21 protein-coding genes are annotated in these 23,333 nt (G+C 62.3%); 6 read left to right on the top strand and 15 right to left on the bottom strand.

Annotated features, from left to right (window positions below; all coding sequences use genetic code 11):
- Nucleotides 1-78: 78 nt before the first annotated feature.
- The 6 genes from P5W99_RS35055 to P5W99_RS35030 form a co-directional block, all read right to left on the bottom strand.
- Nucleotides 79-1,152 carry a porin gene (locus P5W99_RS35055; RefSeq protein WP_434665907.1) on the bottom strand — a complete coding sequence of 358 codons (1,074 nt, stop codon included), beginning with the start codon at nucleotides 1,150-1,152 and terminating at the stop codon, nucleotides 79-81.
- A gap of 81 nt (nucleotides 1,153-1,233) precedes the next feature.
- Nucleotides 1,234-3,486 carry a xanthine dehydrogenase family protein molybdopterin-binding subunit gene (locus tag P5W99_RS35050; RefSeq protein ID WP_421042649.1) on the bottom strand — a complete coding sequence of 751 codons (2,253 nt, stop codon included), beginning with the start codon at nucleotides 3,484-3,486 and terminating at the stop codon, nucleotides 1,234-1,236.
- Between the two features lie 4 nt (nucleotides 3,487-3,490).
- A complete protein-coding gene (locus P5W99_RS35045) occupies nucleotides 3,491-3,934 on the bottom strand; it encodes a (2Fe-2S)-binding protein (RefSeq protein WP_421028374.1) in 444 nt (147 codons plus the stop codon).
- 345 nt (nucleotides 3,935-4,279) lie between these two features.
- A complete protein-coding gene (locus tag P5W99_RS35040) occupies nucleotides 4,280-4,597 on the bottom strand; it encodes a CcdB family protein (protein ID WP_421028373.1) in 318 nt (105 codons plus the stop codon).
- Entirely contained in the window at nucleotides 4,597-4,839 is a 243-nt protein-coding gene (locus P5W99_RS35035; protein WP_421028372.1) for a type II toxin-antitoxin system CcdA family antitoxin, read from the bottom strand. Before P5W99_RS35035 ends, P5W99_RS35040 begins: the two co-directional genes overlap by 1 nt.
- A gap of 192 nt (nucleotides 4,840-5,031) precedes the next feature.
- Nucleotides 5,032-5,931 (bottom strand): DMT family transporter, encoded by a 900-nt coding sequence (locus tag P5W99_RS35030; RefSeq protein ID WP_421028371.1) that lies wholly within the window; start codon nucleotides 5,929-5,931, stop codon nucleotides 5,032-5,034.
- A 191-nt stretch (nucleotides 5,932-6,122) separates the two neighbouring features.
- Here P5W99_RS35030 and P5W99_RS35025 point away from each other — a divergent pair, with 191 nt between their 5' ends.
- Nucleotides 6,123-7,061 (top strand): helix-turn-helix domain-containing protein, encoded by a 939-nt coding sequence (locus P5W99_RS35025; RefSeq protein WP_421028370.1) that lies wholly within the window; start codon nucleotides 6,123-6,125, stop codon nucleotides 7,059-7,061.
- A 63-nt stretch (nucleotides 7,062-7,124) separates the two neighbouring features.
- On the opposite strand, the gene P5W99_RS35020 is transcribed toward P5W99_RS35025, so the two are convergent.
- On the bottom strand, nucleotides 7,125-7,889 hold the full coding sequence (locus P5W99_RS35020; RefSeq protein ID WP_421047121.1) for a DUF169 domain-containing protein: 765 nt from the start codon (nucleotides 7,887-7,889) through the stop codon (nucleotides 7,125-7,127).
- Nucleotides 7,890-7,932: 43 nt separating this feature from the next.
- Nucleotides 7,933-9,156, bottom strand: a complete 1,224-nt coding sequence (locus P5W99_RS35015; RefSeq protein WP_434665903.1) for a Zn-dependent hydrolase — start codon at nucleotides 9,154-9,156, stop codon at nucleotides 7,933-7,935.
- A 276-nt stretch (nucleotides 9,157-9,432) separates the two neighbouring features.
- Here P5W99_RS35015 and P5W99_RS35010 point away from each other — a divergent pair, with 276 nt between their 5' ends.
- Nucleotides 9,433-10,659, top strand: a complete 1,227-nt coding sequence (locus tag P5W99_RS35010; RefSeq protein WP_434661090.1) for an IS110 family transposase — start codon at nucleotides 9,433-9,435, stop codon at nucleotides 10,657-10,659.
- Nucleotides 10,660-11,245: 586 nt separating this feature from the next.
- On the opposite strand, the gene P5W99_RS35005 is transcribed toward P5W99_RS35010, so the two are convergent.
- The gene (locus P5W99_RS35005; RefSeq protein ID WP_421028367.1) at nucleotides 11,246-11,986 is read right to left on the bottom strand and encodes a 3-ketoacyl-ACP reductase; all 741 of its coding nucleotides are present in this window, start codon (nucleotides 11,984-11,986) and stop codon (nucleotides 11,246-11,248) included.
- Nucleotides 11,987-12,691: 705 nt separating this feature from the next.
- Here P5W99_RS35005 and P5W99_RS35000 point away from each other — a divergent pair.
- A complete protein-coding gene (locus P5W99_RS35000; RefSeq protein WP_421028366.1) occupies nucleotides 12,692-13,477 on the top strand; it encodes an ABC transporter substrate-binding protein in 786 nt (261 codons plus the stop codon).
- Between the two features lie 23 nt (nucleotides 13,478-13,500).
- Complete coding sequence (locus P5W99_RS34995; protein WP_434665899.1) at nucleotides 13,501-14,352, top strand: phytanoyl-CoA dioxygenase family protein; 852 nt, start codon at nucleotides 13,501-13,503, stop codon at nucleotides 14,350-14,352.
- Nucleotides 14,353-14,440: 88 nt separating this feature from the next.
- Here P5W99_RS34995 and hutC read toward each other — a convergent pair whose 3' ends face one another.
- Nucleotides 14,441-15,178: a histidine utilization repressor gene (hutC, locus tag P5W99_RS34990; RefSeq protein ID WP_421028364.1), complete on the bottom strand. Its 738-nt coding sequence runs from the start codon at nucleotides 15,176-15,178 to the stop codon at nucleotides 14,441-14,443.
- A gap of 37 nt (nucleotides 15,179-15,215) precedes the next feature.
- Complete coding sequence (locus P5W99_RS34985) at nucleotides 15,216-15,704, bottom strand: hypothetical protein (RefSeq protein ID WP_434665896.1); 489 nt, start codon at nucleotides 15,702-15,704, stop codon at nucleotides 15,216-15,218.
- Between the two features lie 243 nt (nucleotides 15,705-15,947).
- Here P5W99_RS34985 and P5W99_RS34980 point away from each other — a divergent pair, with 243 nt between their 5' ends.
- Nucleotides 15,948-16,643, top strand: coding sequence for a response regulator (locus P5W99_RS34980; RefSeq protein WP_421028362.1), 696 nt, complete (start codon nucleotides 15,948-15,950; stop codon nucleotides 16,641-16,643).
- 24 nt (nucleotides 16,644-16,667) lie between these two features.
- Here P5W99_RS34980 and P5W99_RS34975 read toward each other — a convergent pair whose 3' ends face one another.
- Nucleotides 16,668-18,683 carry an ATP-binding response regulator gene (locus tag P5W99_RS34975; RefSeq protein ID WP_434665893.1) on the bottom strand — a complete coding sequence of 672 codons (2,016 nt, stop codon included), beginning with the start codon at nucleotides 18,681-18,683 and terminating at the stop codon, nucleotides 16,668-16,670.
- A 138-nt stretch (nucleotides 18,684-18,821) separates the two neighbouring features.
- On the opposite strand from P5W99_RS34975, the gene P5W99_RS34970 reads away from it, so the two are divergent.
- Nucleotides 18,822-20,036, top strand: a complete 1,215-nt coding sequence (locus P5W99_RS34970; protein WP_421028360.1) for a catalase family protein — start codon at nucleotides 18,822-18,824, stop codon at nucleotides 20,034-20,036.
- On the opposite strand, the gene P5W99_RS34965 is transcribed toward P5W99_RS34970, so the two are convergent.
- The 3 genes from P5W99_RS34965 to P5W99_RS34955 are packed head-to-tail and all read right to left on the bottom strand — an operon-like array spanning nucleotide 20,000 to nucleotide 23,316.
- Entirely contained in the window at nucleotides 20,000-21,547 is a 1,548-nt protein-coding gene (locus P5W99_RS34965; protein ID WP_434665890.1) for a Dyp-type peroxidase, read from the bottom strand. The two genes, P5W99_RS34970 and P5W99_RS34965, sit on opposite strands and share 37 nt — an antisense overlap.
- Nucleotides 21,548-21,569: 22 nt before the next feature.
- Nucleotides 21,570-22,871: a hypothetical protein gene (locus tag P5W99_RS34960; protein WP_434665887.1), complete on the bottom strand. Its 1,302-nt coding sequence runs from the start codon at nucleotides 22,869-22,871 to the stop codon at nucleotides 21,570-21,572.
- A 13-nt stretch (nucleotides 22,872-22,884) separates the two neighbouring features.
- Nucleotides 22,885-23,316: a hypothetical protein gene (locus P5W99_RS34955; protein WP_421028357.1), complete on the bottom strand. Its 432-nt coding sequence runs from the start codon at nucleotides 23,314-23,316 to the stop codon at nucleotides 22,885-22,887.
- Nucleotides 23,317-23,333: the final 17 nt, after the last annotated feature.

Genomic DNA, 23,333 nt, shown 5'->3' with positions numbered 1-23,333 from the left:
CCCTTCGGGTGTACTTGCGGGCGCCCTCGGGAGCGCCCTTTTTCTGCACTTTTTCCGGCGTTTTTCGCGAGCGCCGCTTCAGAAGCGCTGCTGAATACCCATCATCGCGCCAAGCTGGTTCGTGCCCAAGGGCACCGTGCCGCCTGCGGCCACGGCGTTCGCCGCGCGCGCGCTGTTCATCATGTAACCCAGCGAAGCATAAAGCGTCGTGCGCTTCGAGACGAAATAGTTTGCGCGCGCGATCAGCAGCGTCGAATTCGCATGATCGCGCAAGAGGTAGCGCAGTGCCTGAGCGTCGAGCGCGAACGTGGGCACCACGTAATACTCGGCGCCAAGAAAGAAGATGTCCGACTGGGCGTGCTCGGCCGCCGCCGTGTTGCGGCGGATCCAGCCGCCGCCCACCTTGCCCGCGCCAAACTTCACGTAGGTGTCCACGATCACGCGCTTGTCGGTGTCGGCGCTGCTCACGAGCGGCGCCGAAGCACCCGGACCGCCGTACATCACGTCGTACGAGGCCGCCGCGCCGCCCCATGCGTTGTCGTAGGCGAGCATCATCGTGTACTGGCGACAGGCCACGGCGTCGCCGGGAAGCTGACCGCCACAGTGGGTCGCCGAAGGTCCGGCTGGTCCCGCCGCGTCGCGCGCGAAGCTATAGGTGCCGCCGAGCGTCACGCCGTGGAATTTGCCGAGATAGCCCACGGCATTGTCGCTGCGCGCGTTCGGCAGATAGCTGTCGAAGCTCGCCATCGAATGAATCGCCGGACCGATCACGTCCGCGTTGAACAGCACGTACATGGACATATTCATCTGGCGGCCCAGCGTGAGCGCGCCATAGTCGCTGCTCACGCCCACGTTCGCCTGGCGCCCGAACAGACGTCCGCCGTAATTGAGCGCGCCGCTATTGGGCGCGAAGCCGTTCTCCAGCACGAAGAAGGCCTTGTAGCCGCCGCCCAGATCTTCCTGGCCGCGCAGGCCGAAACGCGACGGCACTTCGCCCGTGAGCGAAGGCATGCCGACGAACGATCCGCCCTTCGCTGCGTTGTTGTAGTACTCGATGCCTGTGTCGACGATGCCATAGAGCGAGACGCTGCTTTGTCCCCAGGCGAGCGCCGACGTGCCGGCGAGCGCGGCTGCCGCAATCCATTTTTTCATCAGGTGTCTCCGAAATTTTTTATCAGTCATGCTTATTGTTGTGTGCATCTGCCGGGCCGCTTGCACGGCCCGCTTCGATGCTCAGGCCAACGCCTGTTCGAGCGGCATCGTGCGCAAACGCGTGCCGGTGGCCTCGAACAGCGCGGCGGCCACGGCGGGCGCGACGGGCGGCAGCACCACCTCACCGCAGCCTTGCGGCGTGCGGTCGCTCTCGACGATCTCCACTTCGATCTTCGGCATCTGCGAGAGCGACAGGAGCGGATAGTCGGAGAAGTTCGCCTGCGCCACCGCGCCGTCCTTGAACGTGATTTCGCTCTTGAACGTATTGGTGAGCGCGAAGCCGATGCCGCCCTCCACCATCTCGCGCACCAGCATGGGATTGATCGCCTGGCCGCAGTCGATGCCGCACACGACCCGTTCGAGCTTCGCCTTGCCGTCCACCATGCGCAGTTCCACAACGATGGCGACATAGGTCGTGAATGCGCCGCCGCGCCCCGTGTAGAGGCTGTATGCGAGCCCCCGATGCACGCCCGCAGCGGGTTTGCGCGCCCAGTTGGCTCGCGCCGCCGTGCGCTCGAGCACACGCAGCGCGAGCGGATCGTCGCGCAGCAGCCTGCGCCGGTACTCGAGCGGATCGATGCGCGCCGCGTGCGCGAGTTCGTTCACGAAGCTTTCGAGAAAGAAGATGCTCGACGTGCTGCCCACGCTGCGCATGAAGCTCACGGGAATATGCTGATCGACGCTCACCGAATCGACGAGCAGATTCGGCACCGTGTAGCCGAGATCGTAGAGGCCGTCGAGCATGGTCTCGTCCCAGCCGCCCGCCTTTTCGAAGTAATCGCGCTTGATCGACCAGTAGAGCGACTGCCCCACCACGCGCAAATGCATTGCTTGCGGATAGCCGTCGGCGCCGAGCACGGCGCGCATGCGCGCGGAAACGCCCGGGCGGTAGAAGCCGTGACGGATATCGTCCTCGCGCGAGCGGATCACCTTGACCGGGCGGCCCACCGCCTTCGAAGCGACGGCCGCGTGAATCACGAAATCGGGCACGTATTTGCGTCCGAAGCTGCCGCCGAGAAACGTTGTGTTCACAATCACTTTTTCAGGCGGCAGCTTGAAGATGCCGCCGAGCGCCCAACGCACCTTGTCCTGCCCCTGAATCGGGCCCCACACCTCGATCTCGTGCTCGCGCACATGCACCGTCGCGTTCACGGGCTCCATGGTCGCGTGGACGATGTATGGCGTGTGGTAGTCGGCTTCGATCACCTTCACGCCCGGGGACGCGCCGCCCGTGGCATGCGCGGCTTCGAACTGCGCCGGCGCATCGCCGATGCGCGTGGCCGCCACCGCGTGCTCCGAGATCAGCGCGGCCTTGCGCTGCGCGAGAATCGCCGCGCTGTCCGCCGGCAGTGCACCGGCGTGCCATTGCACGTCGAGCGCATCGCACGCTTTCTTCGCCTGCCAGTATGTATTCGCCACCACGATCACGGCGTCTTTGGCCAGCACCACGTCGACCACGCCCGGCAGCGCACGCACGCTGTCGCGATTGCGCACGGCCACCGGCTTGCCGTTGAGCGCGGGCGCCATTTTCAGGGCGCCTTCGAGCATGCCGGGCACCTTCACGTCGATGCCGAACACGGCGCTGCCGTTGACCTTCGCGGGCACGTCGAGCTTGTGCAGCGGCTGGCCGATGAGCGTGCGCGCCGACTGCGCCTTCAGGCGCGGCTGCGGATTGAGCGGCAGTTGCGCCGCGTCCGCGAGCAATTCGCCGTAGCCCAGCGAGCGTCCCGTTTGCAGATGGATCACGCGGCCGCTCTTCGTCGCGCACTGCGTGGGCCGCACGCCCAGGCGCCGCGCACCCGCCGCCAGAAATACCTCGCGCGCCTGCGCGCCCGCAATGCGCAAACGCTGCTGGAACATGGTGACCGACATCGAGGCGCCCACGAACTGCTGTGGATGTTCGTTCGCAGCCGCAATGCGGTAGGCGTCGCGCCCCGTGACGAACTCCACGCTCACGCGGCGCCAGTCGGCGTCCATCTCGTCGGCGAGCAACTGCGGCAGGCCCGTGTAGACGCCTTGACCGACTTCGGCCTGCGAAAGACCGATGATCGTGCGGCCATCCGGATCGACGCGAACCCAGTCGTTGATCTCGCGAAAACGCGTGCCGTCCTCGGCAGCCTCCACGTGTTCGCCAAGCGCGAGCGGCAACACGAGGCTGCCCGCAATCGCGAGACCGGTCTTCAGAAAGGCGCGCCGGCTCTCGCGGTGCGATGCGCGCGTGCTCGCATGATCGGCGCCGTCGACGCCAGGGGCGTGGCGCATCCGCTCAGACATCCACTCAGGCTTTCGCTGCGACATGGATGGCCTCGCGAATACGGTGATAGGTCGCGCATCGGCACAGGTTCGTCACGCCCTGGTCGATTTGCGCGTCGGTGGGATGCGGGTGCTGCTTGAGCAGCGCGGCCACGGCCATCACCATGCCCGACTGGCAGTAGCCGCATTGCGGCACGTCCTGCTTGATCCACGCCTGCTGCACCGGATGCGACGCATCGGGTGCGAGCCCTTCGATGGTAGTGATGGCGCGCCCGGCCACCGCCGAGACCGGCAGCACGCACGAGCGCGTGGCCTCGCCTTCGAGATGCACGGTGCAGGCGCCGCACGCGCCGATGCCGCAGCCGTACTTGGTGCCGGTCAGTCCCGCGGCTTCGCGTATCACCCACAGCAGGGGCGTGTCCGGGTCGCCATCGAACTCGAAAGGCCGACCGTTCAGTGTGAATTGCATGCGCTTGTCTCCCCAGAAGTCGCCGCTTGCGGCCGCTTCGAAAGCGGTTGGCGATGCGTGAGATTCTTGGGGCGGACAAAATGCCCGACAATGGCGCGATGACCCAAAGAAGTTGCCGATCGTCTCTTTCGATCAGCTTGACATTCAATAGCCGGAAATAGCAGGATTCTCCCGATGTCCTTTTATATCGGGCCATTACCTCTTTCCATCCATTCGGATCGTCGTCCCGCCGGGTTCAAATGCGAGTTGGCGTTTCATCCATGGAATATTGACGGGACATTCAGCGACTTCCGGGACAAGCCTGGCTAGGCCTTGTTGAAGCGCGCGACGATGCCGCGTGGCTGATCAGTAGCCACCCAGGAGGCGATCAAGCGCCGAAGTAATCCGGTCCCGGTGTTCTCGTAGTGAGCCGCTCTTCGGTCCTAGTTCACTTAAAGGGACCGACGCAATAAATGCCGGATGCAGGATGCACTGGATGCCACCAATGTCGAATGAGGGGGTGAAATCCGCGGGAAGTTTCCCTTGCGGAAAAGAGTCAACCCGGATCAGCGGTATAACGACCCGGGATGTCAGTCCCTCCAGAAAGTCGCTTTGCACGTCGACAAGGTACGGTGTGATTGCCCGACTTTTTCCGGTATTGGAGTAGACGTCAAATCGCGCCATTAGAACGTCCGGTACTCAGCCAGTGGCAAGCCGTTCTTCTCGACCCATTCGTTCGTGTGCTTGATGAATTCGGCGTGCTCCTCGGCCCAGCGACGCCCCTCTTCCGCCTTGATGGCCTCCCGCAAAGCCTGCTCGCACGTGCGGGAAAAATTGATGCCCAGATTTTTCGCCCGTTCATAGACGTCAACGGGCAATGTCACGTTGGTCGCCTTACGCGGCCCGACTGTAGTTGCATGTGCCATGTTGAATCCTCCGCGCAGCTATTTATGCGCATGTTTCCCAACATGATAACTCACATATCAACCGAGCTCCACGGCTAATGCCACTGCTGTTTGCCTTCGTCGATGTTTATTTGGCAGGTGCAATACGAGAGCGTTCAGCCGCCCCTATGCACAAGCAACCGTCATATGTCAGTGACATTACAGAGGTCACACTCAGGAAGCTGATGCCCGGCGCACGAACACGCGCCGCGTGAGATCGAAGGCGACGAGATTGCCCGCAACCACCAGCAGCAGCCCCAGCACGGTGAGCCATGTCCAGCGGTAGCCTTCGAACACGGTCGATATCGCGAGCGCCACGATCGGGAACAAGACCGTGCAATAGGCGGCCCGCTCGGGGCCGATCCGCCCGACCAGCATGAGATACGCCGTAAAGCCCACTACCGAGCCGGCCACCGCGAGCCAGGCGAGCGCCCCGAGGTAACGCGCATCAAGCTCGATAGTGAACGGCAATCCGGCTAGCGCACTGCCCGCCAGCAGCACCGCCGTGCCGATCAGCATGGCCCAGCCATTCGTGACGAGCGGATGCAGCCCCATCGATTGCATGCGGCTCGACAGCAGATTGCCGACCGAAAAACACTGCGTGCCGAGAAACGCGACGGCGAGCCCCAGCCAGGCGGTGTGATCGCCGATATGGCCAGCCATCTGCTGCACGAACAGGCACACGATCCCAATGAGTCCCAGCACGGCCCCGCCCAACGCGGTGGGCTGCAACGGCCGGCCCATGAAGAGACGCCCGTTGATCGAATTGAGCAGTGGCGCTGTCGAGAACACCACGGCGACGAGGCCGCTCGGCACGATGTTCTCGGCATAGTAGAAGCACAGGAAATTGAGGCAGAAGAGTGCCATGCCCTGAGCCGCCAGATAGCGCCAGGCGGCGCGCGGCGGCCATGCGGGCCGGCGCATGAGGCGCAGCAGCGCGAACATCAGCAGTGCTGCAATGCCAAAGCGCCACGCGATGGAAACAGGCGCAGGCACGACGCCAAGCTGCCACTTGATGGCAATCCAGGTGGTGCCCCAGATCACCACGGTGAGCGCGTAGAGAAGAAAATTCATGGCTGGGATTGACCGGGACTCGAGGCTTCAACTATGGCGCGCAGCGGCGGCACGCGCTTGTCCAGGATTGCGCATTTCTTGCCGGTGACCCTCGCGAGGCGGGGCCGAAGCGTATACTCAGACTCGCTAACCGCTCGCGGTAGCCACCCGTCATCATTCCGATACCACCCACCCCGCCTGATCGCCGAACCATGGACGCTCCTTCGTCGCCTCCCGTGCTCGACCTCGCCAGCACGCCGTTCGGGCTGCATTCGGTGTGCCGCACGTTAAGCGCCGCGAACGCGACGCTGGAGCGATTCGCGTGGCTCGGCGACCAACTCGCGGCGGCGGTCTGGACGCGCGAAACGCGCGAAGCCGAAACTGTCTATGAGCAGCCGGGCCATCACACGCTGTCGTGTTATATCGACGGCGGCTACCGCACGGAGCGGCAGAAGCTGCCGGGCGTTTATGGCGCGCCAAGCCGGCTCTGCGCGCTGCCGGGCGATCACGAATCGCGCTGGTGGGTGCGGGGTCACATGCATTTCATGCACCTCTATTTTTTGCCCGGGCATTTCACGCAACGGGCCATTCGCGAACTCGACCAGGAACCGCGCGAGCTCACGCTCGCCGACCGCACGTACTTCGAAGACGAGCGCATTGCCGCACTTTGCCAGACGCTCGCCAACGAGGACTGGGCCAATCCGGAGGGCCTGCTGCGCGGCAATGAAACGGCCCACGAAGTGCTGAGCCTGCTGCTGCGCAGCCAGGGCGTGCGCCGTCCGGGCGCGGCGCTCAAGGGCGGCCTTTCGGTGGCCACGCGGCGGCGTCTGCGCGACTACATCGACGCCCATCTCGGCGAACCCTTGACGCTGGGCGCGCTGGCCGAAGTCGCCTGCCTTTCCGAATACCACCTCGCACGCATGTTCCGTGTTTCGTTCGGGCAGCCGCCGCACGCATGGATTGCGGCGCAGCGGCTCGAACGGGCTCGCGCGCTGTTGCGCACGACCGGCCTGCCGCTCGCCCATATTGCGAGCGCGTGCGGCTACGCGAATGCAAGCCACTTCAGCCATCGCTTTCGCGATGCGTTCGGCGCCGCGCCCAACGTGTATCGGCAAGCGCTCGGTACCGGCGCAACGGTGGTTCGAGCCTGATCACGGCTGGCGAAAACAGTCCGATGGAACACACGCGCCGCCAGGCGCCTTTGCCGAATCCCGCTACTTTTTTGCGTAGCTCACTTCCATGCCGGCCCGCACGTCCTGCTGGATCCCGTACTGCGCGAACGGATACCGAAGCCCGTTCTTCGCGAGCGCTTCCATGCCCGCAATGGCCTTCGCCAGCGTCCCGGGGGGCAGCGCCATCAGCATTTCGTCGTCGAGCACGCCGCCGTATCTGCGCTCGGCAAAGCAGGGAATCGACAGGCTCGGCTCGCCCGTCTTCAACGCCCTGCCCCACGAATCCGCGCAGGACGATTCGCCCACCACGCTCCAGTCGAAGCGCTTGTAGCCCGACCACTGCAAGCCGTTGATGAAATACATCATGGCGCCCGGCGTGGCATAGAAAAGCGCGATGGCCGGCTCGATTCGGCCAGCGGCAAGCGGGGACACCACCAGCGCCTCATACTTGCCGTCCGCAACACAATCCATTGCCGCCTGATGGGCGCGGGAATCTTCGAGCGTGGCGTACCAGACACCAGCCATTTGCGCACCCGATTTCCATTCGGCATCCTTTGCATTTCCCAGGCCCACGACAGACCGGCATTGCGAACCGACCAGATCATCCGCCGTTACACCGACCGTAAAACCCAACCGGGCGGCTTGCCCCACGATCTGATCGAGCGTATGGATCGCCTTCGGGCGGCGAATGCGATGAATCGCCTCCATGTCCTCGCGCCGCTCGTACAGTGTCATGCCAAACGGCAGACTGCGCAGCTTGAGCAAGCGCTCGAGGTCTGCCGCCAGTTTTCCCAACTCGTCTTTCATCAAGCTCGTCTCCCAGACAGGAACGGCAACATGCCTCACACGGCTATCGCGCGCAATCGGCCAGCAGGTTCGCAAGCACCGACGCGCCCTGTCCGAGGTGCGCCGGGTCGGCGTCCTCCGCCTCGTTGTGGCTGAGCCCGGCCTTGCACGGCACGAACACCATCGCGGTCGGGGCAACATAGGAGAGATTCACGGCGTCGTGCCCCGCGCCACTGTGCATCTCCAGATACGGATAGCCCGCGGCGATGGCGGCTTCGCGCACGCGCGCGATGCACTGCGCGTCGAAAACCACCGGCTCGTACTCGGCGACCTTCTCCAAGCGCACGCTCGTGCCGCGCAGCGCGGTGCGTTGCAGACAGATCGCTTCGATATCGGCCACGAGACGTTCCAGCGCCGGCCGCGACGGGTGGCGAACATCGACGCTGAACCCGACCTTGCCGGGTATCGTGCTCGGCGAGTTCGGCTGGCAGCCGACATGGCCGACGGTCACGCGCGCTTCGGCGTCGAAGCCATGGCCATGCTCGACGATTGCCGCGATCATCGCGGCGGCCACGCCCATCGCGTCCTTGCGCACGTTCATCGGCGTCGTGCCCGCATGCGATTCGAAGCCGGTTACCGTGACGTCGAGTTCGTAAATGCCCTGCACGCCGGTCACGACGCCAATCGGAATGCCGGCGTTCTCCAGCACCGGGCCTTGCTCGATATGGGCCTCGAAGTAGGCTTTGGGCATCTGCCGCTCGCGCTCGGGACCGGCGAAACCGGTGCGCTCGAGTTCATCGCCGAGCAGCACGCCCGTCTGCATGCAGGGCCTCGCGCGTGCATAGTCGAGATCGAGTGTGCCGGCGTAGACCGCGGAGCCCATCATGCCCGGCGTAAATCGCGAGCCCTCTTCATTGGTCCATGCCACGACGTCAAGCGGATGCCGCGTCGCAATGCCGAGATCGTTGAGCGTGCGAATGGCCTCGAGGCCCGCGAGCACGCCGTAGACGCCGTCGAAGCGGCCGCCGAGCGGCTGCGTGTCCAGATGACTGCCGCACATCACGGCTGGCGCGTCGACCTGCGTGCCGGGCCGGCGCGCGAACACGTTGCCGATCGGATCGATGCGGATTTCGCAGCCGGCCTCTTCGCACCAGCGGATGAAACGGCGACGGCCCAGCACATCTTCATCGGTCAACGCGAGACGGCAACTTCCGCCGTGCGCAGTAGCGCCTATCTGCGCCATCTCCATCAGCGAATCCCAGAGCCGTTGCTGATTAACGCGGATCATTGTGGTTGCTCCCGAAAAGTACCTAGTTGCCCATCTGGCGGGGCCGACCCCGAGGGATGAAACAGATTTTCGTGTGAAGTGGGCCAGCGTAGTATGTGGACGCGGCGGTGATCGAGGTCGGCTCTTGCCTGGTGCCCTGAGCCCGTTGCCTAGTTGGACCCGCAGTCCTGCGCGCACCCCGAATTGTGACCGCGGGCGAGGTTTGCCCCGAAGCACGATTGCTAGAGTTCGATAACGAGGACTGCTGCTGCCGCCAACCATCCGGCAGGAGTTCCCATGGACATTCTTCATCCCCGCTGTGCGGGCCTGGACGTGCACAAGGACACGATTGTGGCCAGCGTGCGGTGCGTCTCGGCACCCGAACACCATGAAGTACGCAGCTTTGCCAGTACAACCAGCGGCCTGCTCGCGCTCTCGGACTGGCTGGGCAAACATTCAGTGACGCATGTCGCCATGGAGGCAACGGGGGTGTACTGGAAACCAGTCTGGCACATTCTCGAAGCGCACTTCGAGCTGGTACTGGCCAACGCACAGCACATCCGCAACGTGCCCGGACGCAAGACCGACGTCAATGACGCCATGTGGATCGCCGACCTGCTGGCACACGGACTCATTCGCGCAAGCTTTGTGCCGCCGGTGGCCACCCAGGAGCTGCGGGATCTCACCCGCACGCGCAAGCAGCTGGTGCGCGAGGTCGCCCAACACAGCCTGCGCATCCAGAAAGTACTCGAAGATGCCAACCTCAAGCTGGGCAGTGTGCTGTCAAACGTACTCGGCGCCAGCGGGCGGAACATGCTGTCGGCCATCATCGCGGGCGAGGCCGACCCCGGACGCTTGGCCGCACTGGCTCTAGGCCGCGCCCGCAGGAAAACATCCGAACTCCGCGAGGCGCTGCGCGGACGCATTACTGCGCATCACCGGACCCTGCTCAAGCTGCATCTCGATGTGATCAATGCGCTTGAGCACACGCTCGCCGAGCTGGATGCCGAAGTGGGAAAAGCCCTGGCGCCAATCCGGCAATGTGTGCGCCTGCTCACCACGATGCCGGGGATAAGTGACGTGACGGCCCAGGTGATCCTGGCTGAGGTCGGTGCCGACATGACACGTTTCCCCGATGCACCCCACCTGATCTCCTGGGCCGGCCTGTGTCCCCGTAACGACGAAAGTGCCGGCAAGCGCCGCAGCACGCGGGTACGCAAGGGCGGCACCTGGCTCAAGACCTCGCTGGTGAGCGCCGCATGGGCCGCGGTGCGCGTCCAAAACAGTTATCTGCACGCGCAGTTCCTGCGCATCAAGGCCCGACGTGGCCCCAAAAAGGCAATCCTGGCGGTTGCCGCCTCCATGCTCACAGCTGCCTGGCACATGCTGCGCGATGGCGTCGAGTATGCCGACCTCGGCCGCGATTACTTCTCCCGACACGACACCACCAAGACCATTCAGCGCCTGCTCAAACGCCTCGATGATCTCGGCTGTCACCTGCAACCAGAAGTCCCTGCATCATGAGAGTTTCTTGCTAGCATATAACGCCCGTGGCCATACCGATTCGAGAGTCTTCCGCCACCCACATTGCGCTATCCTGATACCCCTCGTTCAAAAGGAACATGCATGAAGCGTCCGAAATACCTGTTACTGATGGGATTGGCATTGTCCGCTGCAAGTCAAGCGCAAACCTCGCAGACCTATCACTTCGGCGAAGGGCAAGCCGGTTTCGGTGAAGGCCGAAGCACGCCGCAACACGCGCGCACCAGTTCTCCGCCGCCGCTTCCCGGCGCCCAACCGACACAACCGCTGCCTGCAGGCGAACCGCACTCGCAAGCCGGGGCGAAAGCAATACCGAAAGCCAGATCGAAGTCGAAGCACAGCACGCACCATCGACACCATACGACGCGCCATGCGCCGGTTCAGGATCCGTACTCGCGTCCCTGACCCGCCATAGAGTTCCAAACCCGATCGGCAGGATCGGCATGCACAAGCGACACGCCAATGAAAAATCCCTGCCCAGCGTTATTCGCCAGGCAGGGATTGGTTGAGGTCATTGCGCAATACCGCACGCCACGAGAGACAATGCAACGGCATGCAGCCCGAAGGCTCAACTCATGTGAAGCCCGCCGTTAAGCGAGAAGTCCGCGCCGGTTGAAAATCCTGCTTCTGCGGAAGCAAGCCACGCGCATATGGATGCGATTTCATGCGGCTCACCCAGACGCCGCACCGGAATGCTCGCCACGATTTTTTCGAGCACTTCGGGCTTCACCGCGCGCACCATGTCGGTCCCGATGTAGCCTGGCGAAACGGTATTGACCGTTACGCCTTTCGTGGCAACTTCCTGGGCCAACGCCATCGTGAAGCCGTGAATACCGGCCTTGGCCGTCGAATAGTTCGTCTGGCCAAACTGCCCTTTCTGGCCATTGACCGACGAAATATTGATGATGCGCCCCCACCCGCGATTGACCATGCCGTCAATCACCTGCTTGGTCACGTTGAAGAGGCTGGTGAGATTGGTATCGATCACGGCGTCCCACTCCTCGCGCGTCATCTTGCGAAATACGACGTCCCGGGTAATTCCGGCATTGTTGACGAGCACGTCGATTTCACCGACTTCCGACTTTACTTTTTCGAAAGCCTTAACCGTCGATTCCCAATCGGCGACATTACCCTCTGAAGCTACAAAATTGAATCCCAACGCCTTTTGATCCTCGATCCATCGTGCGCGGCGAGGTGAATTCGGACCGCACCCGGCAATGACGGTAAAACCATCGCTGTGCAGCCGCTGGCAGATTGCGGTTCCAATGCCACCCATTCCGCCAGTTACGTAGGCAATGCGCTGTGCCATAAGTCCTCCAAACATTTCTCGGTTGTATAAAGAACGGCTTCAACAGGAGGATAAAAGGCAGTGTGCATCAGCATCCGATGCCGGGGCGATGGGCACTATCCCTTATGGAAATATCATGCTGCACACCGGCATAAATAGCGCTTTATCTTTTATCGCCACGAGTCAAGCGGCTATTGCCGTGATTTGTCACCTTATTATGATCTATAGCGTTATCGTGTTTGTAAATAAACATGTTGCTTCGTTTTCAAGCACCCGCGCAGCCGCTTAATCATCTGATCAATAGCACTGCCGCATAAAATGCCCAACCGCCAGCAGTGCCGGCCACTTATTCGCCGCCCTCGTGTTGTCTAGACATTTTGGCGCCGCTTCCCATAGCCGGATGTCCGCCATCATGGCCTGAAGGCAGCAGCCAGGGCAAATCCCTATCCTCTCGCTCGCCCCCGCTTTCCCCATCAATCCTCCGCAAATCAGGCGATATTCAGCCGAACGGGCGGCTTTCTCCAGATTTATCGACGCACTGCCGCGCCGGCACCGGAAGTCGGCGCATGGCCTTCGCTTGCACACGTCAAGTTACGTGGTCTAGACTGCTAGACGGTTTCATTGGCGGCTCGAACCCGCTTGCAGTGCAAGTGCACCCATTGCTGACGTTCATCCAACCGGCCGCGCGGGCTTTCTCCGTCGCGCCCACCCATTCAGGGAAAAGTCATGAACCGGATCGTCAAGTTTCTCGTCGCCTCGCTTGCCGCAGCACCGCTCGTCTCGTTTGCCCAGGACACCCCGACGATTCGCTGGGGCATCGATCCCACTTATCCGCCGTTCGAGGCAAAGCAGCCTGACGGCTCGCTCGCCGGCTTCGACATCGATCTGCGCAACGCAATTTGCGCGCAGATCCATGCAAAATGCATATGGGTCGAACAAGGTTTCGACGGCATGATTCCCGCGCTTCAAGCGAAAAAGTTCGATGTGATCATGTCCGCAATGACCGCCACCGACGACCGCCTCAAGCAGATCGACTTCTCGGACAAACTCTATTCGTCGCCGGGCGCGCTCGTCGCGCCGCGTGGCTCCAGGCTGCAACCGACCGTCGCGTCGCTCGTCGGCAAGCGCATCGGCATCGATCAGGGCACGACGCAGGAGGTTTATGCGAAGGCGGAGTGGGCGCCCAAGGGCGTCACGATCGTGACGTACCAGAACCAGGACCAGGTCTATGACGACCTCGTCAATGGCCGCCTCGACGCCACCTTCCAGGATAAAACGCAGGCCGGCTACGCGTTCCTCAATACGCCGCGCGGCAAGGCCTTCACGTTCGCCGGCGGCGATGTGACCGATGCTCGCATCATCGGCCATGGCGTTGCCATGGGGCTGCGCAAAGGCGACACCGATATGAAGAAGCGCCTCGACGGGGCCATCGCCGCCATTCGCGCGGACGGCACCTATCAGAAGATTGCCGCCAAATATTTCGATTTCGATATTTACGGCGCCAAGCAATAAATTTAATTACCGTAAGGGCAATCATGGCCATCAATATTTGTGAACGCGTAGCGCAGGCGGTCACGCCCGAACTCATCGAAGCGTTCCGCACGGACGGCGCCGTATGCATCAAGGGCATTTTTTCGGCGGACGAAATCGAAGCGCTGAAGGCCGGCATCGAGACCAATCTGGCGCATCCGAGCACGCGCTCGAAAGTGGCAAGCCGGCCCGAGGATCCGGGCTGGTTCTTCGAGGACTTCTGCAACTGGGAGCACAACGCCGCGTATCGCGAGTTCATCGCGCGCTCGCCCGCGCCAACGGTCGCGGCGGCGCTGATGGGCGTCGATACGGTCCGGCTCCATCACGACCATCTGCTCGTGAAGGAGCCGGGCACGCAGCAGCGCACGCCGTGGCACCAGGACCAGCCCTATTACAACATCGAAGGCGACGACAACGTCAGCATGTGGACTCCCGTCGATCCGGTCCCGCTCGAATCCACGCTCGAATTCGTCGCGGGCTCGCATCGCGGCCCCTGGCTCATGCCGCGCACGTTCATGGACAAGGAAGCAAAGTGGTTTCCCGAAGGCAGTCTCGCCGATCTTCCGGATATCGAAGCAAATCGCAATGCGTTCCCGATCCGGCGCTGGGCGCTCGAACCCGGCGACATGGTGTGCTTCAGGATGCTGACGCTGCATGCGTCGGGCGGCACGCGCAACAGACGGCGCGCGTTTTCGATCCGCTTCGTCGGCGATGACGTTCGCCACGCGCCACGCCGATGGAAAACCTCGCCGGACTTCCCCGGGCTCGCCGAAGCGCTGCCGGACGGCGCGCCGCTCGTGCATCCGCTGTTCCCTGTCCTGTGGTCGAAAAGCGATGGCCAGGTGAGCACGCTCTGAAATCGCAATGAAACACAGGGGCGGCGGGCAGGTATGTGCCGCCGCTTGTGGTGCCTGCCATTCGCCTGGCGCGAATGCCTGGCGCGAATCAGACCTGATGCCGCGTGGCGCCCGGCTTGAAACGCGAGCCGAGCCGGTAACGGTTGCCCGGGTGCACGAAGCGCGCGAACGTGACCGGCAGCCCGTTCGTCCAGGTCCGGCGCGTGAGCGTCAGGCATGGCTCGTTGGTGCGCATGTCGAGCAAGCGCGCCTCGTCTACAGTGGGCATGGCCGCATCGACGATGTGCTCGATCTCGAGCTCGTAATGCGACACGTTGTTGTACAGATACTCCGACGGCGGCTCCACCTGGAAGTCCTGATCGATGAAACCGGGCGCCGCGACCGGATTCACATACCGCTCCTCCAACTGGATTGGCCGGCCGTTCTCCTCGTGCACGCAGACCACATGAAACACGGGCGCATCGACCGGCAAGCCGAACGCCGCCGCGATTTCGGGCGTCGCATGCCCGCGGGTCTGGCTGATGACGTGACAGCGATATTGATGCCCGCGCGCGTGGATCTCGTCACGCACATGCGCAATCATTAGCAGATTCGATTGTGGTTTTTCCTCGGCCACGAATGTCCCCACGCCAAGGATGCGCTGCAATGCCCCTTCGTCGGTCAATTCGCGCAGCGCCCGATTCACGGTCATTCGCGCGACGCCGAGTTCCGCGGCGAGATCGAGTTCGGAGGGGATTCGCTCCCCGATCTTCCAGTCGCCGGCATGAATACGCTTGCGAACGAGTGCCTTGATCTGCTGGAAAGGCGCGTCGACCTTTTTGATCATCGAGGGTCCTGATGGGCGGGCAGCGAAACTCCAGATTTTATAACGGCGAGGCTAACCCAAGGGTCGCGAACCCGTCGAGCAAGGACTGAAGCCGACGCTCCTGAGCATGCAGGATCCCCGGCGTGCAACGGAGTTCGAGCACGCGTCCTTGCCAATAGTTCGAACCGAAGATCGCCATCGATTTGTCCGCGTTCATCGCGATTTCGAGGTGAGCGATGGCGCTATCCAGATTGTGGACTGTGTAGGGGCTGAGGGGACGCCGCCCAGTCTCTTCTGGTGTTGCTGCTTCTGCTTCAGCTTCTGTTTCTATTTCTGCTTCCGGCTCGTTCCTTGTTTTTACCCTCGCCCGGATGGTCTCCTCGCGCCCTGCCTGCTTGCCCCCGGCCAGGCCCGCCCGAATGGTCTCCTCGTGTGTTGCTCGCTGGCCCCCCACCAGATCCGACTGGATGGTCTCCTCACGCTCTGCCCGCTTTTGCCCCGCCAGGCTTGCGTGCTTGCTGCATTCAGACCCGGGGATCGAGCTCATGGCGCAAGACGATCGAAAGATTTGACGTGCGCATGGCGGTGATCCCCCTCGTCTGATTTGCAACGACTCCATCGTGCGCTTCCCGTGACTCGCGCAATACCGGGCATGCGGGGGGAAAACCGCCTCCAGAAGGCGGCCCCAAAAGGGTCCCCCGCTTTGGGGGGATCGCGCCCCTTGCGATTGCGGGTACCATGGCTAAGGGCCTGTTCACATCAATAACGGGCTTGTGCGGGAGAAGCGCCGATGGACAACCTGTATTTCCGCCATGTACTGCTAGTCGAAGACGAAGGCTTGACGCGCATCGCGATGAAGAGCCTGATCCTCACGTCGGAGCCGACGCTCGACATCGACGAGGCCGGCTCGTACGCCGCCGCCGTCGAGCGGCTGCAAAGCAAGGCTTACGACCTCGTTTTCCTCGACTATCAAATCGGCGGTAATCACACTGGGCTGGACCTGCTGCACTGGTTGCAGGAAAACGAGTGTGCAGCGCACGTGGTGATGCTGTCCGCGCAGGACGATCGCGAGACGGTGCTGGACTGCATCAAGAATGGCGCCGGCGGTTTCATCTCGAAGGCCAGCGAGGAAGGCGGCGCGGTGTTCCGCGAAGCGCTGCAAACGATCCTGAACGGCCGCGTCTACCTGCCCAACAGCGTGCTCGGCAAAGGCGGCCACACCCCGCAGCCACCCGGCCCGAACAAAGGCATTCCCATCGACTCGCTGAACCTGCCGCCGCGCCTTGCGCAAACCTTGAGTTTTCTTTTGCAGGGCATGTCGAACAAGGCCATCGCGCGAAAAATGAATATCACGGAGAACACCGCGAAGGAGTACATCAGCGATCTGCTGAGCCGCTTCAATGTTTCGCGGCGCACTTTTCTGATCGTCGAAATGGCGCGTCGGGGCATCGAGATCCCCACCGTTGCACGCGCTTCCACGTCCTGAACATTACGTCCCGAACACCACGCCCTAAACGCGGGCCGACGCCTCGGTCAATTCGAGCATGCGCGCAATCAGCACGTTCGTGGAGAGCGGCTTGCTGAGCACGCAGCGCTCCGGCAACACGCCCTGCGTGCTGGCCCCGGCTTCCCCCGTCACCACGAGACACGGCACGGGCCGCGAGAAGTGCTCGCCCAGCAGATGGATCACATCGTGCGCGGACGACATCTCCGGCAACCGATAGTCGCTTATGACGAGGTCCGGCACGCGCTCGATCTCCTGCAAGAGTGTTTCGAGCTCGGCCACCGAGCGGACCGAATCGAACAGCACGCCCCATAGCGCAAACAGCGCCTCCATCGACGCGCGCACGAGGCTGTCGTCCTCGACCAGCAACACGTAAAGCCCCCGCAGCGACGACGGTGAAGGCGCCGGCGACAACGCCGGATCCGCGGGCGATATCGCCACATCATGGAGCGCAAAGGGATCGGCCACTGGCATGCGAATCGAGAAGCGCGACCCTCGCCCTTCAATCGATTTCAGTTCGAGACGATGCCCCTCGAGCAACGACACCACCGCATTCACGATCGACAAACCGAGTCCGAGCCCTTTCTCGCGGTCGCGCTCCGGGTTGCCGATTTGCACGAACGGCTGGAAGATGGCATCCCAATGCTCGGGCGCAATGCCTATGCCGTTGTCGATTACGTCGACGCGCACATAATTCGGCATGCGAACCAGACCGACGATCACCGCTGCGCGGCCCGCCTTCGAAGGATCCGCATATTTGATGCCGTTCGCGATGAGGTTGCTCAGCACGCGGGGCATCCAGTCGGCGTCGGTGCGCACCCATGCGGGCTTGTGCGGGGTCTTGCCATAGCGCAGCGCAACGCCGCGATTCCCGGCGACCGCCGCGAGTTGCTCGACGGTCTCTTCAATCACCCGGTTCAGGTCGACGCCCGTATAGCTCGGGTTCACGTGTCCGGATTCGAGCTTCGACAGATCGAGCACGGCGTTGAAGAGCCGCGCCGTGAGCACCGACGCCTTGCGCGCCTCGCCAATCAGTTTGCTCGACGCTTGAACATCGCGCGCTTCCAGCGCTTCGTCGGCCGCGGCCAGAAAGAGGTTCAACGCGTGCATAGGCTGCCGCAGATCATGCGCTGCCGCCGCCAGAAAGCGCGATTTTGCGCGGCTCGCCTGCTCGGCAGCTTCGCGCTGCTGCTCGCGCAAGGCAATCAGCGCTTCCGATTTGGTCTCCTGATCGCGCCGCGCGCGCTCAAGGTCGCGGTGCTTTTGCGCGAGCTCCGCATTCGCGCGTTGCAAGGCTTCGTTACCATGCGCAAGCGCCTGGACGGCGACGTACCGGTCGCGCACATGCCGCTCGGCATTCACATTGACGCTATGGCCGAGGACCGCAACGTTAAGCAAATAGAACATGCCCGCCGCGAAGTTGTCGGGCTCGATTGCGTGCGTAAGCCATTGCGCCACCACGATCACGGCGATCACGCACACGGCCAGCATCAGCGTCGCCTTGGCCCGCAGGCGAAGAAAGCCGAACTGATAGAAAAGAATTAAATAGAAGCCGACAAAAAAATGCGTGAAATTGAACGGCCGTGGCGCGAGAAACGTTTGAATCAACAAGCATAGACACATGCCCGCCAGGCCGCCCAGCAAGATCCAATGCGCGACCGTGTCCCGCTGAAAGTCGAGCCGGAAAGCCAGCACGATGCCGACGCCCGCAACCAGTGCACCTGCGCAGCGAAACGTGAAAATCTCCGCAAAGTACGGCTGGAACACGGCACTGGTTCGCGCCAGGCTGATTTCCCAATAACCGAAACACACCCAGATCAAGGTGCCGAGCACCAGCGCCGCGCGGCGGAAGTCAGCGAAACGCCGGCCATAGTCTTCCGTGAACTCCTGTTCTAGACGCGGGTCGTCGAAACGTGCCGGCCAGCACAGCATATCGCCCAGCCATGCACGAATCGCGCCCGGCGCCGAAGAGCGTTTAAGGAAATTCGCTTCCGCCGCCGACTGAAACCTGAATATGTTCATCGCATCTCGCCGGTATGCTCGCTGGTCTCGCGAAGCAAGACAGGATCTATTCATTTTATGAAAAATCGATGCACTTCGGCACCGGATTAGCCGCAGCATTGGCATTTGCGGGACTTTCTGCCTAAGCTATTTTGACTGATGGCCACGAGCGTTGAGTACCCAGGGAGACCTCCATTGCTAGCCAATGCCCTGCATCGTTCGCTAATCTCGCTACTCCACGTTGAGCGAAGATTCGATCCGTTTTTTCGGCCTTTTCTCGACACTTTGGCCCAGGAGCCCATTGCCGGCCTGGTGCAGGCGGCCATCAATGCGCAAAGGCCCAACGACAATCTCGCGCTGGCGCAGGAACTTGCGCTGCCGGACGAGCATGCGATCGTCCAGCAGATCATCGAGCGCATGGGCGCATATATGCGCGAGCAATACCAGCCCGGAACGTTCCAGCGGGCCGGCAACACGAAAACACACGGCGTGCTGCGCGCCGAATTCCAGGTGCACGGCGATATTCCGCCCAATCTGCGCCATGGCATTTTCAGCGCGCCGCGCAGCTATCCGGCCTGGGTGCGGCTGGCCGGACCGGGACCCGACAGCCCGCCCGATATCGAGGATGTGGGTGTGCTGAGCATCGGCATCAAGGTGATGCGGGTTCCCGGCCCGAAGCTCCTCGACGACGAGCGCTTCACCCAGGATTTCACCGGCATCAGCACTCCCACGTTCACCACGCCGAACATTATCGAGAATGCCAAGCTTCAGGCGGCCGTCCTGCGCCGCACGCCGCTTTTCTACTTCATCAATCCGTTCGACTCCCACCTGCTGGACGGCGTCATGCAGGGCCTGTGGGCGCGCACGCAATCGAGCCCGCTGCAGACCAGCTATTGGAGTTGCGTACCGTACCTGCTGGGCGCTGGCCAGGCGGTTCAATACGCGTTCCGGCCCAGGTCCCGCGAAACCAGCGCCATTCCAGGCTTGCCGGGGCGCCCCAACGATAACTACCTGCGCGAGGCGATGATCCGGACACTCGCCGAGCGCCCGGTCGACTTCGACGTCTTCGTGCAGGTGCAAACCGATCCCCACCGCATGCCGATCGAGAATGCGTCGGTGCGCTGGCCCGAGCACCTTTCAACGCCCATACGCATCGCGACACTGCATTTTCCGGAGCAGCAGTTTGCATCGCCGGCTCAGCTCGCGTTTGCCGGCCAGTTGTCGATCAATCCGTGGCATTGCCTTGCCGAACATCGGCCACTAGGCAATCAAAATCGCGCGCGCCTTGCGATATACAAAACACTTTCGGCTTTGCGTCAATCGATGAACAGCACGCCTCACGTCGAGCCGACCGGCGACGAAGTATTCGAGTGATTCAGCGTCACCAGAAAGCGCAGCGCCCGAAGGCCCGGCATGAAAAAATATGCACCGCCCACGACCGAAACGAATTGTGGCAATCCCGTGAGCTGGCACGCCGCGCCTGCGGCTTGAGGGAGGCTGAAGCGATCCGTTTCGCTACCGTCACTGAGCGGCTGCCGCTCGCCAATCAGCGGATCGCGCTCCGCCGCGAGCCCATTGAATTTTGCGCCAGTAATCCATGCGCCTTGAATAAATTCGAACTGACGCGAGATATTCGCGCCGAGGCAAATAAAGTGCAGTCCGGTCTCGACCGTTTCGCCTTGATCGGCAATCGCGGCCTCGGGCGGCAGGCTCTGGCCATATTCGCGGCCGCGCCGCAGCATGCGGTGGAAGCGGCTCGACGCAACCAGATCGCCACGCAAGGCGGCCGCGTCGAAACCCAGCGTGGTCAGCAGGCGCGCAAGCACGCTGACTTTGCCACCGTCGCCGCTGGCGTCCGGCGAATCGCCATTGCGAGGATTGGCGCGCCGCACGTGAGCGCCGAATGGACACCGCAGCCCGTCCGGGTCCCCCGCATAGGTAAATGCATTGAGTTGCTCGCGGCCCGCCTTCGTGCCGGGATCGGGTGCCGACGCCGGTGCGCCTTCGACGCGCGATACGAGCGACACGCCCGCCATCGTCCTCCCGACCATCGCTTCGGCCATCGCCTTGCGTGCGGCGGGATCTCCGTTCGCGCGAGCGTCATGAAATCGCCAGAAACCCTGCACATCCTGACGCAATTGCCGCAACACCAGGTACGATCCATTGCGCCCCAGATCCCGTTTGCCCGGTGCATCCGCAGCCGGTGCGAGCAGGTCATGCGGATCATCGGCGGGATCAACCAAAGGACGCTCGGTGAAACGCCCATATTCGTTCGGGTACCCAAGCAGGAATTCGCCCAGTTCGATGAGGTTCGAATACCCGGGCTGGGTATGATCGTGCGAGGGCAAGCCCAGTTGCCAATCGAGTTGCGGCTGGCTGATGCCATCGGCAAAACCGAACGGCTCGACGCCTTTCATGTCTGCAGTCGGCAAAACGGCTTCCACCGAGAAAGCAGTGGCCCATTCCGGCCCTGTCACCGCCTGCGTCCATTCGGCGAGCCGTCCCGGAGCCGCGTACAGCAGCACCACCATATGCGGCGCCGCCGTTCCGCCCCATTTCCAGTGTTCTGGCGCATTCGGTCCAACATCACCAAGCCTTCTGGAGCGATTCGCATCCGCACTCATGCCGCCAATGAATTCGGAAGAAAACTGTTCGATCATCTGCTGCGGAACACCGAGCGCGCGCAAGCCATCGCTCGTCAACGCCACCTGCAGAACTTCCTGAACCAACTTCGCGGCAAGTGCCGCGCTCGTCACCGGCGCACTCGACAGCCAACGCCTGGCGGCCTGCGCGTCCGCGATGCGCAGCACGTAAAAGCAGGCTTCGGTCAGGCGCGCATACGCATGCCGCACGAGGCCTTGTATATCGTCCAGATCGACTGCCACGGCAGGTCTCCCGTATCGATTTTCACAGTAGCTTCAGCCATTCCCGCACCTGCTCGTCCGTTGCACTTGACGCTTCCAGGCCTTCGCGAATGCGTGTGTTGGTGGCGAGATCGAACGCAGTCAGGCCCGGATAGGCCTTGTACCAGACATCCGTAGGCAATTCGTGCCGCCGCAGATAGTTCTTGAAATGCTGCTCGTTGCGCGCCCCCTCGACGACGAGCCAACTCGTGCGCGGATAACCCACCCCATTGCTGAAGACCAGATTCAAGCCCCATGCCACCTTGTTGATGAAATCGTCCATGTAGCTGTCGAGGCTTCCGTCGTAGTTGCTTGCGAACATCAAGCGCTGTTTATCGTCGAGCAGCACCCAACGCGCGAAATGAATGGTCTGCACGCGGGTTAAATGGCCGCGGTTGTAGATATGGCGGCACGAATAATCGAGAAGCAGAAGCAGGACGATCACCGCATAGCGCCTGAAGCGTCCGGGCTTCACGCTGCCTAGCGCCGTGAATTGATTGGTGACGTCGTAGTCTTCCAGCACCCTGAGTTTCGCGAGTTGCGCCTCAGGTGGCCGGTAAACAACTTCCGGATCGGTTGTTTCGAGGCGGCGCAATTTCCACGCGAGAAACGGCAACGCCACGATCATCAGCGGCAGCGCGGCGAGCAGCACCAACGGCACCCACACAGCGTGAAGCCATTCACGAATTTGCCAACCCAGCGGTGTCGGTTCGGGTTCAGTCAGGCTGAGACGCCCGGCATTTCGTTGCGCATCGACCAGCTCGCGCAGATGCTTGCGGATGGACTGCGGATCGCCATTCGCACCTCCATCGACGTCGCGAGGAACGTTGGCGGACAGGAAATGCCGCAACGCGCGTTCCTCCACGATCTGCCGGACCGAACGGCCGATCCAGTTGACGTAGGCGGCCGCAGCCGGCTTATCGTGTGCGAGCATCCACGCGCCAAGGTCGCTACCGGAATCGAATCCTTCGCAATGCGAAAATATCGCGCACAGTCCCTCACCGGCCCGACGCGCAAGATCAACGATAAAGGTCCGCTTCGAACCATCGCAATCGCCAAGGAACGCCAGATACACCGGAAAATCAGCAGGCTTGACGCCGTACCGTGCAATATCGCCGGCAGTCACGTCTTCCAGAATCACGAAGCGGGCGAAATGCAGACGATCGAACCTGCCGAACGGAACCAGCGTGTTGTCCGGATCGACACTGCCGGGGCGGTGGTTCATCGTCGCCAGAAGCGCTCTCAATGCTGCCGCCTTACCAGGCAGCAACGGTGCGACCACCATAAAGCTCGATTGCGGGGTCACGGCGGGCCGTCCTTTAAAACTCGAGACTAAAGCAGATCAAGCGGCTTTTGTCCCAGTACACCAATCCAAGGTAGACACCCGGTGCAATCAGGCGAATTTCGTCGCGTATCCAATGAGCCACGATCGACGTCTTGCTATAGTCCAGGACGATGCACTCGTTACCGTCGAACCAGCTTTCGCCCTTATAGACAGTTGCCTGGATGGCGTCGATGCCGAATGGGGAGATCTTGTTTTTCAGGATCCCATTCTGCGAATCAAACACTTTTCCTTGCCACGCGAAGACCTTCACCAGGTTGGCGGCGGCGTCGCTGATCACGGTTCCCGGCGCAACGATCGCCGTTCCCCTGGCTTCTCCGTCCGGAATGTCGCCGGCCGGGCTGTTGCGGAACAGATCATCCAGTTCGGCCTGGCTCATGGACAGAAGCTTGCTGGTGTCGTACGCCATCTTTCACCTCCGATAAG

This window comes from Paraburkholderia sp. A3BS-1L (assembly GCF_051125215.1).
GTDB lineage: Bacteria > Pseudomonadota > Gammaproteobacteria > Burkholderiales > Burkholderiaceae > Paraburkholderia.
This window is presented reverse-complemented; position numbering and strand designations above follow the sequence as displayed.

Excerpts from the sequence above, each read along its gene's own strand:
- P5W99_RS35055 (WP_434665907.1), bottom strand. The coding sequence starts at position 1,152 with ATGAAAAAATGGATTGCGGCAGCCGCGCTCGCCGGCACGTCGGCGCTC.
- P5W99_RS35050 (WP_421042649.1), bottom strand. The coding sequence starts at position 3,486 with ATGTCTGAGCGGATGCGCCACGCCCCTGGCGTCGACGGCGCCGATCAT.
- P5W99_RS35045 (WP_421028374.1), bottom strand. The coding sequence starts at position 3,934 with ATGCAATTCACACTGAACGGTCGGCCTTTCGAGTTCGATGGCGACCCG.
- P5W99_RS35040 (WP_421028373.1), bottom strand. The coding sequence starts at position 4,597 with ATGGCGCGATTTGACGTCTACTCCAATACCGGAAAAAGTCGGGCAATC.
- P5W99_RS35035 (WP_421028372.1), bottom strand. The coding sequence starts at position 4,839 with ATGGCACATGCAACTACAGTCGGGCCGCGTAAGGCGACCAACGTGACA.
- P5W99_RS35030 (WP_421028371.1), bottom strand. The coding sequence starts at position 5,931 with ATGAATTTTCTTCTCTACGCGCTCACCGTGGTGATCTGGGGCACCACC.
- P5W99_RS35025 (WP_421028370.1), top strand. The coding sequence starts at position 6,123 with ATGGACGCTCCTTCGTCGCCTCCCGTGCTCGACCTCGCCAGCACGCCG.
- P5W99_RS35020 (WP_421047121.1), bottom strand. The coding sequence starts at position 7,889 with ATGAAAGACGAGTTGGGAAAACTGGCGGCAGACCTCGAGCGCTTGCTC.
- P5W99_RS35015 (WP_434665903.1), bottom strand. The coding sequence starts at position 9,156 with ATGATCCGCGTTAATCAGCAACGGCTCTGGGATTCGCTGATGGAGATG.
- P5W99_RS35010 (WP_434661090.1), top strand. The coding sequence starts at position 9,433 with ATGGACATTCTTCATCCCCGCTGTGCGGGCCTGGACGTGCACAAGGAC.
- P5W99_RS35005 (WP_421028367.1), bottom strand. The coding sequence starts at position 11,986 with ATGGCACAGCGCATTGCCTACGTAACTGGCGGAATGGGTGGCATTGGA.
- P5W99_RS35000 (WP_421028366.1), top strand. The coding sequence starts at position 12,692 with ATGAACCGGATCGTCAAGTTTCTCGTCGCCTCGCTTGCCGCAGCACCG.
- P5W99_RS34995 (WP_434665899.1), top strand. The coding sequence starts at position 13,501 with ATGGCCATCAATATTTGTGAACGCGTAGCGCAGGCGGTCACGCCCGAA.
- hutC (WP_421028364.1), bottom strand. The coding sequence starts at position 15,178 with ATGATCAAAAAGGTCGACGCGCCTTTCCAGCAGATCAAGGCACTCGTT.
- P5W99_RS34985 (WP_434665896.1), bottom strand. The coding sequence starts at position 15,704 with ATGAGCTCGATCCCCGGGTCTGAATGCAGCAAGCACGCAAGCCTGGCG.
- P5W99_RS34980 (WP_421028362.1), top strand. The coding sequence starts at position 15,948 with ATGGACAACCTGTATTTCCGCCATGTACTGCTAGTCGAAGACGAAGGC.
- P5W99_RS34975 (WP_434665893.1), bottom strand. The coding sequence starts at position 18,683 with ATGAACATATTCAGGTTTCAGTCGGCGGCGGAAGCGAATTTCCTTAAA.
- P5W99_RS34970 (WP_421028360.1), top strand. The coding sequence starts at position 18,822 with ATGGCCACGAGCGTTGAGTACCCAGGGAGACCTCCATTGCTAGCCAAT.
- P5W99_RS34955 (WP_421028357.1), bottom strand. The coding sequence starts at position 23,316 with ATGGCGTACGACACCAGCAAGCTTCTGTCCATGAGCCAGGCCGAACTG.